General features: G+C 45.0%; 12 protein-coding genes. 3 read left to right on the plus strand and 9 right to left on the minus strand.

The window, feature by feature from the left end; translation table 11 throughout:
• Both JWQ85_RS00265 and JWQ85_RS00270 read right to left on the minus strand, forming a co-directional pair.
• Positions 1–2,006, minus strand: a 2,006-nt coding sequence (locus JWQ85_RS00265) for a Tex family protein (protein WP_299462157.1), incomplete at its 3' end; no start/stop codon positions are given.
• A 203-nt stretch (positions 2,007–2,209) separates the two neighbouring features.
• The gene (locus tag JWQ85_RS00270) at positions 2,210–4,669 is read right to left on the minus strand and encodes a TonB-dependent receptor (RefSeq protein WP_299462159.1); all 2,460 of its coding nucleotides are present in this window, start codon (positions 4,667–4,669) and stop codon (positions 2,210–2,212) included.
• Positions 4,670–4,793: 124 nt separating this feature from the next.
• Here JWQ85_RS00270 and JWQ85_RS00275 point away from each other — a divergent pair, with 124 nt between their 5' ends.
• Positions 4,794–5,450: a metal-dependent transcriptional regulator gene (locus tag JWQ85_RS00275; protein ID WP_299462162.1), complete on the plus strand. Its 657-nt coding sequence runs from the start codon at positions 4,794–4,796 to the stop codon at positions 5,448–5,450.
• Positions 5,451–5,543: 93 nt separating this feature from the next.
• Here JWQ85_RS00275 and JWQ85_RS00280 read toward each other — a convergent pair whose 3' ends face one another.
• A complete protein-coding gene (locus JWQ85_RS00280) occupies positions 5,544–5,936 on the minus strand; it encodes a VOC family protein (protein WP_299462165.1) in 393 nt (130 codons plus the stop codon).
• A gap of 173 nt (positions 5,937–6,109) precedes the next feature.
• Here JWQ85_RS00280 and JWQ85_RS00285 point away from each other — a divergent pair, with 173 nt between their 5' ends.
• Complete coding sequence (locus JWQ85_RS00285; protein WP_299462168.1) at positions 6,110–7,081, plus strand: GlxA family transcriptional regulator; 972 nt, start codon at positions 6,110–6,112, stop codon at positions 7,079–7,081.
• 50 nt (positions 7,082–7,131) lie between these two features.
• On the opposite strand, the gene JWQ85_RS00290 is transcribed toward JWQ85_RS00285, so the two are convergent.
• Both JWQ85_RS00290 and JWQ85_RS00295 read right to left on the minus strand, forming a co-directional pair.
• Positions 7,132–8,748 (minus strand): ATP-dependent DNA ligase, encoded by a 1,617-nt coding sequence (locus tag JWQ85_RS00290; protein WP_299462171.1) that lies wholly within the window; start codon positions 8,746–8,748, stop codon positions 7,132–7,134.
• Complete coding sequence (locus JWQ85_RS00295) at positions 8,745–9,851, minus strand: ligase-associated DNA damage response exonuclease (protein WP_299462173.1); 1,107 nt, start codon at positions 9,849–9,851, stop codon at positions 8,745–8,747. Before JWQ85_RS00295 ends, JWQ85_RS00290 begins: the two co-directional genes overlap by 4 nt.
• 126 nt (positions 9,852–9,977) lie before the next feature.
• Here JWQ85_RS00295 and JWQ85_RS00300 point away from each other — a divergent pair, with 126 nt between their 5' ends.
• On the plus strand, positions 9,978–11,105 hold the full coding sequence (locus JWQ85_RS00300; RefSeq protein ID WP_299462175.1) for a TlpA disulfide reductase family protein: 1,128 nt from the start codon (positions 9,978–9,980) through the stop codon (positions 11,103–11,105).
• Positions 11,106–11,173: 68 nt separating this feature from the next.
• Here the strand turns inward: JWQ85_RS00300 and JWQ85_RS00305 are convergent, their stop codons facing one another.
• The 4 genes from JWQ85_RS00305 to JWQ85_RS00320 form a co-directional block, all read right to left on the minus strand.
• Positions 11,174–11,491, minus strand: coding sequence for a 2Fe-2S iron-sulfur cluster-binding protein (locus tag JWQ85_RS00305; protein WP_299462178.1), 318 nt, complete (start codon positions 11,489–11,491; stop codon positions 11,174–11,176).
• Positions 11,488–12,495, minus strand: a complete 1,008-nt coding sequence (locus tag JWQ85_RS00310) for an NAD(P)/FAD-dependent oxidoreductase (protein ID WP_299462181.1) — start codon at positions 12,493–12,495, stop codon at positions 11,488–11,490. Before JWQ85_RS00310 ends, JWQ85_RS00305 begins: the two co-directional genes overlap by 4 nt.
• A 4-nt stretch (positions 12,496–12,499) precedes the next feature.
• Positions 12,500–12,934, minus strand: a complete 435-nt coding sequence (locus tag JWQ85_RS00315; RefSeq protein WP_299462184.1) for a MarR family transcriptional regulator — start codon at positions 12,932–12,934, stop codon at positions 12,500–12,502.
• A gap of 141 nt (positions 12,935–13,075) precedes the next feature.
• Positions 13,076–13,519 (minus strand): carboxy terminal-processing peptidase (locus JWQ85_RS00320; protein WP_299462187.1); only part of this gene is annotated, 444 nt, incomplete at its 5' end.

A 13,519-nucleotide genomic window follows, 5' to 3' on the forward strand; every position in this document is an offset into this window, starting at 1 on the left:
GTTATCTGGCTTAAATGCACCAAACCATCCTGGTGTACGCCGATATCTACAAAAGCGCCAAAGTTGGTAATATTGGTTACAATACCCGGTAGTTTCATACCCACTTTAAGATCGCCAATGGCATTAACACCCTCGGTAAAGCTGAACGCCTCAAACTGTTCGCGTGGGTCGCGGCCAGGTTTAGCCAGCTCGGCAATAATGTCGTTCAGGGTAGGTAAACCAACAGTATCCGAAATATATTTTTGCAGCGGGATTGATTTACGCAGGTTATTATCACGGATCAGATCCTGTACACTGCATTTCAGATCTTTAGCCATTTGCTCCACCAAAGTATAACGCTCGGGGTGAACAGCGCTGGTATCCAGTGGGTTTTCTGCTCCGCGGATGCGTAAGAAACCTGCTGCCTGCTCGTAAGCCTTATCGCCCAAACGGGCTACTTTTTTCAATTGGTCACGGCGTTTAAAGGCGCCGTTCTGGTTGCGGTATTCTACTATATTTTGAGCCAATTGCGGACCAAGACCCGATACATAGGCCAGGATTTGCTTTGATGCCGTATTCAGTTCCACACCAACCGCGTTAACGCAACTCATAACGGTATCATCTAAAGATGTTTGTAATTTATTCTGATCAACATCGTGTTGGTACTGGCCTACACCGATGGATTTAGGGTCGATCTTCACCAGCTCCGCCAGCGGGTCCATCAAACGGCGACCAATTGATACAGCACCTCTAACCGTAATATCTTTATCCGGGAATTCCTCACGTGCAACGTCAGATGCGGAGTAGATAGAGGCCCCACTTTCGTTCACCATAACGATGGTTGCGCCCAGCAGGTTCAGGTTACGTACAAATAGTTCCGTTTCGCGGCCTGCGGTACCGTTACCAATGGCAATGGCTTCAATATTATATCGCTCAAATAAATGCTGAACCGTTTTCTCGGCCTCTTTTGCCTGGCCTGCACCGGTATGCGGATAGATGGCGGTATTTTCCAACAATTGCCCTTGTTCATCCAAACAAACCAGTTTACAACCGGTACGGAAACCCGGGTCAATAGCCATAATCCGTTTCTGTCCAAGCGGCGCACCCAACAAAAGCTGGCGGGCGTTCTCGGCAAATACACGTATCGCTTCTTCGTCGGCTTTCTTTTTGGTAAGCAAGCGTATTTCGGTTTCCATTGATGGCTTTAGCAGGCGTTTGTAACCATCGCCGATAGCCAAACCAACCTGCGTTGCTGCCGCATTACGGGAAGTGATAAACTCGCGCTCCAAAAGGGCTATCGCGTCTTCTTCTGTCGGCTTTATATAAAGGTAAAGGATTTCTTCTTTTTCGCCGCGGCGCATGGCCAGTATGCGGTGAGATGGTGCCGACTTAACCGGTTCTGTCCAGTCGAAATAATCTTTGTATTTTATACCGTCCTGCTCTTTGCCTGGCGCTACTTTCGACTCAAAAACGCCTTTTTCCGTAAATAATTGACGCATTTTCGCTCTTGTTTCGGCATGCTCGCTGATATGTTCGGCAATAATGTCGCGCGCGCCGGCCAAAGCCTCTTCGGCGCTTGCTACACCTTTTTCATCATCGATATATTTCCCGGCTTCCAGCTCGGGGTCAATATTTTTTTGAGCAAGCAAGCTATCGGCCAACGGCTGCAGGCCTTTTTCGCGGGCAGCGGTAGCACGGGTTTTGCGTTTTGGGCGATAGGGCAGATAAATATCTTCCAGCATCACCATTGTTTCGGCGGCATTTATTTGCTGCTCCAATTCTGGCGTTAACTTACCCATATCGGTTAGCGATTTCAGGATGGCCTCGCGGCGTTTATCCAGGTCGCGCAGTTGTTGTACACGATCGCGGATGGCGGCTACCTGTACCTCGTCGAGGCTGCCGGTAACTTCTTTACGGTAACGGGATATAAAGGGAACGGTTGCACCTTCGTCAAGTAAGGCAATTGTAGCGCTTACCTGTTTGCTACCTACAGAAAGCTCCTGGGCTATTTTAATATTGTATTCCATTATATATTTGCCCGATAGATCGGGAATGCGAAGTTGGCACTCTTTAAGCAAAAATCAAACGGGTATTTTTCAACTTTATCCCGTATGTCATTTCGATGAGCGGGAGTGGTAGTGCGAGGGTGTGAAGACACATCACACATATTGCACAATGAACAAGATTTGTCCTCGTACCTCGTTCGAAATGACAGGTTTTAATAATTGGCTTAAAACGGTATAATCACTTTACCACTCAAATTTCTGCCGATATTGTAAATGCCCAGGCGGCCGTTGGGCGATCCGTTGTAGTACTCAAAATATTTTAAGCGGTTAAGGTTTGATTGATAAGCCACATCAAATAAATTATCGGCCTGTAAAAACAACTCGCAAATTGTTTTGCCGGATTTGGCTTTTAATGTGCTGCCTATCCCAGCATTGATAAGCGTGTAACCCGGTGTAGGAGTTTCGGTATCATTTAAGGCATAATAACGGTTTTGCTCGGCGTAAGCATCAGCCTCGACACGTAAATATACTTTAGAGAAGATCCCGTAAATACCTTGCAGTTTCAGTTTAACCTCCGACCGGATATGCAGCGGCGGAATAAACGGCAGGTATTTGGCCGCACCATTACTTTGTGCAATAAGCGCTTTATTCTGATTAATGCCCACCACGTAGGCGGCACTATTATTCCACTCTATCCACTTGGCATTATGCGGGTGCAGGTTAAAGGTAATCTCTGCACCATATAGGCGTGCTTTCGATTGCTGATACTGGTAAGTGGTATTACCGGGAACAATGATGACCGGGTTGCCATTAGCATCATCCAGCCGCGATTGGTAAATGTAATTGTCTATCTGGTTATTAAAAAGCTCGGCCATAAAATCTACATCTTTCAGGTAGGCTATAAAACCAAGATCTTCCTGTAAGCTAAACTCCGGTTCAAAAGTGCGGTTGCCCAGATAAACAATGTGCGCGCCGGGGTCGAGGCCGTTACTGCCAATCTCGGTAATATTTGGCGCGCGGTAACCACGGGCAATGTTGGCTTTTAAAAGTACCCGCTCGCTAACATTGTAGGTAAACCCTAAACTGCCCGAGATACCATGATAAGTATGTTTAAAGTTTGGGAACTGCAGTCGCCCGCCAGGATCAGTTGCCGAAACCCGTTGCTCGAAACCATTTGCAGCATTCGGCCCCACGTAAAAATCATTCCAGCTGATTTTGCGGGTATCGTACCGTATGCCGCCCGAGATATCTGTTTTGCCGATGGTTTTCTTTACAAAGACGAACCCGCCGATATCAAATAAATTATAATCAGGGATCGGGAAATCTGTAGCCTGCTTGCTGCGGTTGGTTTGGGCAATCCCATTTACCCCAAATGAAGTTTCCCAGCCGCTAAACACTTTCGGGCTGTACCTAAAATCGTAATTCAGGGTATTTAGTGTAACATACAGTCCGGCCTGCTGCGGTTGTGTGGGGTGATTATATTCCCGCCTAACGCTTTGCTGCCAGCCCAATGCTGATGCAAATACACCCTCGCCCAGTTTTACCTCGGTTTTATTGTATACACGGTAATGCTGTATATGCTGATGCAATGGTGTAAGTCCGTAAGAATTGAGCCTGTTTTCGTCGGCAAATGGCCGGTTCCTGATATCATCATCCCCTGCTTCGGCAACCTGCACGGTAAAGCGCCGGGTAAGCGAATCCCTGCTGCCATCCGGTATTTCCTGCTTATTGTTGTAAGTAGTTGCCGCAAATTGCGAAAAACCCCATTTTTTATCTACCCGTGCCATCCCCGAAAGGATGTATTCCCGGAAAGCAGAGTTATAAACGTATCCATCAACTTTATTACGGTAGTTATGCGCCGCTTTACCCGTTGCGCGAAAAGCGTATTTCCAATCATCCTTTTTGTACGATAACCCAATCGATGAACCTATCAACCCGTTATTGGTATGGTAATCGGTAATAATATCGCCGTTGAGTTTACCATCTTCCCCATTAGGGATGTAGGGTATCAGGTTAATAACCCCCGCCAAGGCATCCGACCCATAGGTTAAACTGGCTGGGCCTTTTATTACTTCTGCGCGGGCAATACCATACTGGTCTATCTCTATACCGTGCTCATCGCCCCATTGCTGCCCCTCCTGGCGTATGCCATCGTACAAGGTTAAAACCCGGTTATAGCCCAAACCACGAATAAATGGTTTAGAAATATTTGGTCCGGTAGTAACCGCCGTAATACCAGGGATGCCTTTTATAATAGCATCTATGATATTATTGTTAACGTTTTGGTCGATCTCACTTTTTGTCATCACCGCGATTGGTACGGGGTTACTGCGCAGCTCGGTAGCGCGCGATACGCCGGTAACTACCACCTCGTTCAGCCTCGAGCTCCCTTCTTTTAGTTCGGCATGCCGGGTTACCGTATCACCGGGGGATAAGGCTACTTTTACCCTTTCCGGGAAATAACCAATACTGGTAAATACAACTGTATACTCGCCGGGCGCTATATTTTTTATCTCATAAAATCCCTTATCATTTGCGGTAGTGCCATATTTTGTTCCGCTGAGCATAACTGTTGCATACGCCAGCGGCGCGCTGTTTACCGTTACGGTACCCCTAAGGGAACCATTTTGTGCCGATGAAGCAAGTGTAAGTATTGTTAATATGAATGTTAGGAGGCGGTGCATGAACTTTTATTTTGTACAAACGTATTAAATAAATTCTATTAATCAATTAAATAAAATTAGGCAAGACTAATTTTATTTATAACTATGCATTTTTGTTTATGTTTGTATAACCCAATAAATTACTATGCATACGCTATCTGAAGAAAATTACCTGAAATGTATTTACCGCCTTGGGCAGGATAAGGGGCAAAAGATAACCCCTACAGCCATTGCAGAATCGTTGGGCAATAACCCGGCATCGGTGGTGGATATGATCCGCAAGCTTACTGATAAACAGCTAATAGTTTACGATAAAAAGAAAGGTGTGGAACTGACCGCCCAGGGTCAAAAAGATGCTACGTTAATTGTGCGCCGCCATCGCCTTTGGGAAGTATTCCTGTTAGAGAAATTGGGCTATCATTGGGACGAGATACATGATATTGCCGAGGAGCTGGAGCATATTAAAGATGCCACACTGGCCGACAGGCTTGATAAATTTCTGGGCTTCCCGGAGTACGACCCGCACGGCGACCCGATACCAAAGGCCAATGGTAAAATGGCTAAACGCTATTCAACCACCCTGGCCGATTTAAAGCCGGGCAGCCAATGCCGCGTAGCCGCGGTAAAAGACACAACAAGCGCTTTCCTGCAATATCTTATTAAATTGGATATCAATATCGGCACAAAAATACAGCTGATAGAAAAAATATCATTTGACAGCTCGCTGGTGATTAGCATTGACGGCAACGAACGCACTACCGTATCACAAAAATTTGGCGAGAGTTTGTTGATTGATATGTAACGCTATTCCCGTGCGTTATTTTCCTGTGGGGGGCAGGAGCTTAAAAGTTCATCATGCTGATCGCTCAGCACGACAAACTTTTAAGCTAATTACTTAGCCCATAAACAGCACGTTAAACTTATGCCCGTCTACATCGGCAAAACCGCAGCCGTACATGCCATGGAAGGCTTGCGGTTCGGAAAATACCGTGCCGCCTATATTTTTTACTTTAACGGCCCATTCATCAACTTCAGCTTTGGTTTCGGCCGAAAGGCTGAACATTACTTCGTTACCTTGCGCGGTATCGGCAACTTCGCCGTTTAAAGCCACTTTAAAAGGTGCTTTAGGAAAAAAGCAGATCACAAAATTGCTGTCGCCCACGGTAATACTGGCTATATGATCTCCATTAAAATGGTTTTCTCCTACTTTAAAATCCAGTTTGGTGTAAAATTCAATGGTTTGCTTAACATCGTTAACGGGTAAATTACCCCAAATTTGCTTTGTCATTAGTTTTAAGTTTTATAATCCCATGTTTAAATGGGGGTTAATAATCTTGTTTGTTGTTGATAACAAATCTCCGAACAATTCACTCCCTTTAAAACTTGTATAAATGACAACTTGCGGGTGCGATTATGACAGATAAAATCAATAAATTGCCGCATAACTAAAATCTTACCTGCATGAAAACCGTAGCGCTGCTAATTTTTAATGAGGTTGTACCGTCGTCAATTACCGGTGTTGTCGATTTGCTTACCGGGGCTAATAAGTATATGGAACGCGCGGGGCAGCCAATGGCTTTTTGCCTTGAAATGGTAAGCCAGTCATTAGATACCCTGCATCTTGCTTTTCCAAACCAGCAGATAGGTCATAAAACCTTTCAGCATGCCGGCCACCCTGATCTGATCATCGTTCCCTCGTTTAGCGTGGGCAATATGGAGCCTGTAATTGTGCAAAACATGGCCGCTATTAACTGGTTGGAGGAAATGCATACAAGCGGCAGCGAAATTGCCAGCCTTTGTGTAGGCAGTTATTTTTTAGCCGAAGCCGGGTTATTGGATGGCAAGGAAGTAACATCGCACTGGGCCGCGGCAGATGATATCCAAAAACGCTACCCCCGTATCAAAATGAAATCGGACCTGGTAATAACCGATCAGGATGGCATTTATACCAGCGGCGGGGCATTCTCATCATTAAAACTCGTTTTGTACCTGATTGAAAAATTTTGCGGCCGGGAAACCGCGCTATGGATCAGTAAAATGTATGCCATTGAAATGGATCGAACCAGTCAGGCGCACTTTGCTGTTTTTATGGGCCAGCACCGGCACGATGATAAAGAGATATTAAAAGCCCAGGAATACATTGAACAAAACTATAAGAATGAGATAGCCATGGAGGATGTATCCAGCCTGATTAATATGGGACAGCGCAATTTTATCCGCCGGTTTAAAGCGGCTACCAATAATACCCCTTTTGAATACCTGCAGCGGGTGAGGATTGAATCGGCCAAGAAGGCCATTGAGATGAACCACAAGTACCTGCCCCTTATTATGGAAGACACCGGCTATACCGATTTGAAAGCCTTTCGTACAATCTTTAAACGCATTACCGGGCTATCGCCGATGGAGTATAAAAAGAAATACGCGCGGAGTTAACATTTTGTTCAGTTGACCAACATGCCGATCGTCGGGCTGCAATTTGTTTATCACTCCCCTAACAAAGCCATTAAACTTTCCAGCGTATCTGCTTCCTCTTTCGGTTTATCATGCCGCCATCTGAGTATGCGCGGGAAACGCAGTGCGATCCCCGATTTATGGCGGGTTGATTTATTTATCCCTTCAAACCCTATTTCAAAAACCAACTCGGGTTTCACGGTACGCACCGGACCAAATTTTTCTAAGGTGTTCCGTTTAACAAAATAGTCTACCTTATTGATCTCGGCATCCGTAAGGCCGGAGTACGCTTTGGCAAAGGGGACAAGCTTATCGCCATCCCAAACGGCAAATGTATAGTCGGTATACAAATCGGCGCGACGGCCGTGGCCTTTTTGGGCATATATCATCACCGCGTCAACCGATAGCGGGTCTATCTTCCATTTCCACCAGTCGCCCCGGCGGCGGCCAACCTGGTAGGTGGCGCTTTTGCGTTTCAGCATAATCCCTTCGGCTATCATAGCGCGCGATTGCTCCCTGATGCTTTCCAGCTCTTCCCAACTATTGAATTTGATGAGCGATGAGATATTGAAAACCTCCGGATATGCTGTTTCCTGTTGTAGCTTTTCCAGTATCACACGCCGCTCAGATTGTGTTTTATACCGGATATCCTCGCCAGCATATTCCAAACAATCGTAAACTATGGTAGCTACCGGGCTATCAGCCAATACCTTCTTATTTAAATTTTTGCGCCCTATACGGGTTTGCAATACGTTGAAGGGCATAGGTAAACCATTCTGAAAACTCAGGATCTCGCCATCAAGCACGGTACCATCCGGCAGGGCATTCAGGAACGGGTGCAGCTCGGGAAATTTTTCAGTCGCCAGATCCTCGCCGCGGCTCCAGATAAAAATCTCGCCGCCACGTTTTATCATTTGGGCGCGGATACCGTCCCATTTCCATTCGGCCTGCCACTCATCGGCATCACCCAAAGCGTTGCCTACATCTTCTGCAGATTTACGTTTTTCGGAAGTTTCCTGTATGGGGTAAGCCAAAAAGAAAGGATAAGGCCTGGATATGTTATCGGCTGCGTTTTGCTCCTGTACCAATTGGTCGTAGGTATAATCTTCGGGCATCCAGCTACCCATTATGCGGTGAGTAAGCGCGGGGGCATCGATACCTGTAATATCTGCCAGCGCTTTTATCACCAAATTTTGAGACACACCAACGCGGAAGCTACCGGTTAACAGTTTGTTAAATACAAACCGTTCCTGCCTGTCCAGCATGGCCCATGATTCTATCAGCCAAAGCTTTTTCTCTTCTTCGGATTTATCGGCAAGGTTATTTATCTCGGCTATCCACTCGGTTAAAGTTTTACTGCTGCTGCCGGGGCTTTCGGGTATCAACAAGGACATGGTTTCGGCCAGGTCGCCTACCACATGGTAGCTTTCCTCGAAAAGCCAGGCGGGTATATTTGATGCTTCAATGGCCCAGTTACGGATCAGCGTGGAGTTGATCTGCCGCTTTGGCCGCCTGCCGGTAAACAATGCCAGCATGTGCATTTTATCGGTATCGGGCACGTTGGTAAAGTAGTCCTTTAGCACCTTAACCTTTTCGTTGGTTTTGTTGGTTTCATCTAAAGAGAGGAAGAGCTGGGCAAAGGCTTTCATTGCGCGTCCTCCTTTTTAGCCTCACCTAAATCCTCTCCAAAGGAGAGGACTTTTTCTTGTTTTGGAAGTTCTGACGTTTCCTGCTTTTCCTCGTTCTCTGTGACAACTGCATCTTCTTCCTCGCCACCATAAAGGGTGTGCACTTCACGGGCGTTAAAGCCTATCTCATTTAAATAGCGAGTAAATGAAGCGGTATAGCCGTGGGTTAAGTAAACGCATTCGCAACCGGTGGCGTCAATTGCGCTTACCAAACCGTTCCAGTCAGCATGATCCGACATGATGAAACCTCTGTCGGCAGCACGGCGGCGTTTGGCGCCACGCAGGGCCATCCAACCGCTACAATAACCAAAACTATACGGACCAAACTTTCGCATCCATGGGGTACCTACCGATGATGGCGGGGCAAGGATAATACCTTTGCGTACTTCTTCTTTTGATGATTCGGGGGTTATGCGTTCGGTTGGATTTAAGATAACGCCATTACGGCGTAGCGCCTCGTTTGTATTCTCGATAACGCCATGGGTGTACACTTTGCCGATACTTAAATCGAGGTTTTGCAGGATACGCTGGGCTTTACCTAACGAATAGCCAACTATAACTGTGGCAACCCCATTATCTACATTTGTATGCCACCAGTTGTTTACATCGGTAAAAATTTCGGCCTGTGGTTTCCAGGAATATACCGGCATCCCAAAGGTACATTCTGAAATAAAATGATGGCATTTTACCGGTTCAAATGGGGTGGATATCCCATCATCATCCGTTTTATAATCGCCGGATACCACCCAAACCACACCCTTATATTCTACCCGTATCTGCGCCGAACCTATAACATGCCCGGCAGGATACATAGAGATATGTACGCCATTCTTTGTCACGGTTTCGCCGTACTCAACAGTGCGCAGGTTTATTTCGCCGAGGCGATAAAACAGTACTTCTTTTGAAAGATGATGGGCCAGGTAATTTATATGTCCCCAATAGGCATGATCGGCATGGGCATGGGTAATTACGGCATCATCCACAGGTTTCCAGGGGTCGATGTAAAATTTCCCCTGCGCGCAGTAGATGCCTTTATCAGTAAACTCCAGCAATGGTTTGGCCATAGTGTTTTAATAACCGATGGGGACGGAATTGGTTTCCCTAAAAGTGAACAGCCCCCAGAGGTTTAAATTATTATGATATAGTAATTTACCTTCTTAATATACGTTAATGTATCTACCTTAAATATCATGATTAAAAAAAACCTTTGCCTTGCACTCCTTTGTCTGTTGATTAGTAGCCAAACAATTGCACAGATTGATATTTTAAAGAAAGCCGTTGACGAAATAAACCAATATAAAAACCTTAGCTATTCGCAGATACAACGTCAAAAAAACCCTTTTAGTGGCGATTGGAGCTCAATTACTCTTAAATCATCTGTGAGCCATGCCCCACTGGGCAAAAGCTTAGAGCAATATAATATTCATGACCTCAGAGGCTATCAATTGGTGGATAATGGCTCTGTAAGAATGGAATTAGATCTCAAGAATAAAACCTACCAAATTAAAGATGAGGCCGAAGAGATTGGCTATCCTACCCCTTATTATTGGGGGCGCTTTATGCAGAAAAAGTTAATCATATCGCCCGAAAAAATTAAGCATTTGCCGGATACGACCATTGATCGGGTAGCCTGTTTTCATATAAAAATAACGATGACTGACTCCGTTTCTGCTAAAGAAATATATGATTTATGCTTAAATAAGGCCACGTATTTACCCATTTATACAAAGCAATATTTAGAAGGGGCATTTGGTAAAGGGAATATAACTGGTGATAACGTAGCAGTAATGATCAACGAAAGTAGCTATGCTGATTATCGTATCAACGCTAAAGGCTTTCCTGATATAAAGTCATTTACAATCCCGGCCGACTTTACTCCTGAAAAAAAGACCGTATTACTAGCAATTGGGAATAAGGCACCAAACTGGGAACTAAAAAATTTGCAAGGAAAAGTGATATCCAATACACAGTTAAACGGATCTGTTGCATTAATTGATTTTTCATTTAATGCCTGCGCTGCTTGTATGCTATCGATTCCTGCCTTGAAACGACTACACGAAAAATACAAATACAGCAATGTAAAAGTCATTACAGTTAATACTTCTGATACTAAACAATCGATAATTGCTTTTGCTAAAAAAAACAATATCAATTATCCAATATTAATAAATGGAAATAGGGTAAGCAAAAGTTTTCAGATTTCAGCATATCCAACTTTCTATATTATAGATAAAACCGGTACTGTAGCCGCTACCTTTGAAGGCTATAGTAAAGACTTAGAAAATGGACTTATCGAAAAAATAGATCAGCTTAAATAACTTTTCTAACCCAAAGTCAAACTATCGCGCTACAAACAAAAAAGGCGCGAAGTATCGCGTCTCTACGGTTAATCCTCCTGCGGGATCCTAAACAGGCAGCCTTCCAGGTTTTCGTTAACCCGTAGCTGGCACGACAGGCGACTGCTTTCGTCAACAAAGGGCAGGGTATCTAATATATCGAGTTCTGCATCGCCCGGCGGCGGGAGCTGATCTGCCCCGCTAATTACCTGTACCCGGCATGTGGCACAAAGCGCCATACCGCCGCAGGTAGCTAAAATATTATACTCGCTTGCCTTTAGCACCTCCATCAGGTTCAGGTTAATACCTTCGGGTATTTCAATGGGCACTTGTGTGCCATCCCTGTCTTCAACTGTAAATGTGATCATACCAATTCAGTTATGCCGTATACGGTTGTGTATTTAAAGGTCAATCGCTGATTCGGATAAACATATTTAAACGCGCTTTGGGCCATTAACGCCGCCTCATGAAAACCACACAATATCAGCTTTAACTTACCGGGGTAAGTATTGATATCGCCAATAGCATATATGCCGTCAACATTTGTGCTGTAATCCATTGTGTTCACCTCAATTGCCGATTTATCAATATTTAGTCCCCAGTTTTCAATTGGCCCAAGCTTAGGGCTAAGGCCAAACAACGGTATAAAGTTATCTGCAGGCAGGTGGCGTGTTTGATTATCTGGACCGATAATGCTTACCTGTTCTAAATGCCCGGTGCCATCCAACGCAACAACGCGCGATTTAAGCACCAGGTCGATAGCACCGATCTTTGCCAGTTCCGCTACCTTTTCGGCAGCATCGGGCGCGCCTCTAAAGGTATCGCCGCGGTGTACCAGCGTTACTTTCTTAGCCACATTGGCCAAAAAGATAGTCCAGTCTAAAGCAGAATCGCCGCCACCGGCTATTACAATGTTCCTATCCCTGAATGCTTCGGGGTTGCGTACGGCATACATTACACCCTTGCCTTCAAATTCGGCCAGGCGGTCAACCTCGGGTTTGCGTGGTTCAAAGCAACCAAGTCCACCTGATATCACTACCGCCTTGCAACTTATTTCTGTACCCTCGTTGGTGCCAATAAGCCAGGTACCGTCGTCCTGTTTCTGCAAAGTTTCTACCCTTTCGCCAAGTGTATAACCGGGGTGGAAAGGCGCTATTTGCTCCTCCAGTTTATCAACCAGTTCCTGCGCGTTAATAGCCGGGTAGCCCGGGATATCATAAATGGGTTTCTGAGGGTATATTTCTGATAGTTGCCCGCCTGTTTGCGGCAGCGAATCAATTAAATGGCAGTGCATTTTTAATAAACCGGCTTCAAAAACGGCAAACATGCCGGTAGGTCCGGCGCCTATAATTGCTATATCTGTGGTTATCATTTTATTAAGATTCTAAATTTTGGTAAATTTTATTCAAGATCATCTTTAGTTGTTCGTAATCCTGTTCGGTTAGATTCTCCCAGGCCTTCATGCGGATCTCGCTTATTTTGGGCGATAGCTCCAACGATTTGGCTTTACCCGCCTGGGTTAAGTGAACAGTAAAGCTGCGGCGGTCGTCCTTGTGCATTACCCGCTCAGTTAATCCCTTTTTACAAAGCAGATCAATAATGCGAGTTAACGTTGGGTTATCCTTCCCGGTAAGTTCTGCCAGCTCCTTTTGCTTAAGGTAACGGTCGTCATCAAGGCTTTTCAGTATCAGCCATTGATCAATAGTAATATCAAAATTACCCGATGCAAACCTTTGCTGGGCGTATCCTTTTACCCGGCGGGCCGTACGATCGAGCAGGTAAGAATAGCTGTCAAATTTTTTAGTTGTCATACTAATTATTAGTTAGGCAAATTTAGTATAATGTTTTTAATTGTTCCTTAGATGGCAGTTATTTATTTGACTATTAATTTCTAAAACACAAAGAAGCCCGTCCAAATTCATGAACGGGCTTCCTTCTAAGAACTAAATGACTTATTTCAGACTGGTAATTTTGTTATCCAGTGTAAGGTAATCTGTTAAGATCTGCCCAGCTTCCTTTTGCAAGAAATCAAGGTCTTCTTTCTTTGGTCTGGTCTGGCCTTTTTTCAAAGGAGGTAAACCTAAAGCTACCCTGCGCAGGTTGCCGCGCTCAAATGCCTTGGCCTCTTCTGCATCGCGCTCCTGTTTAAGTTTTTGCTCATTAAGGGTCACGCTTTTTTCATCTGCCTGTTTCTTTGATTCTTCAATATCTTCAAGCAAATATTTATAGCTCTGGCTGGCTGCCATACGGTCGTCATGCAATTTTTTAAGCTGAGGGAGAACCGTGGCGAAACTGCCGGTGGTTGTATAATCGCTTTTATCTATTACATCAAATGGCATTGCAGATGGCTCGGTATCCTCACCATATTTATCCAACGGAATTATTGATGGGAAATC

The organism is Mucilaginibacter sp., from assembly GCF_028288105.1.
Taxonomy (GTDB): Bacteria; Bacteroidota; Bacteroidia; order Sphingobacteriales; family Sphingobacteriaceae; genus Mucilaginibacter.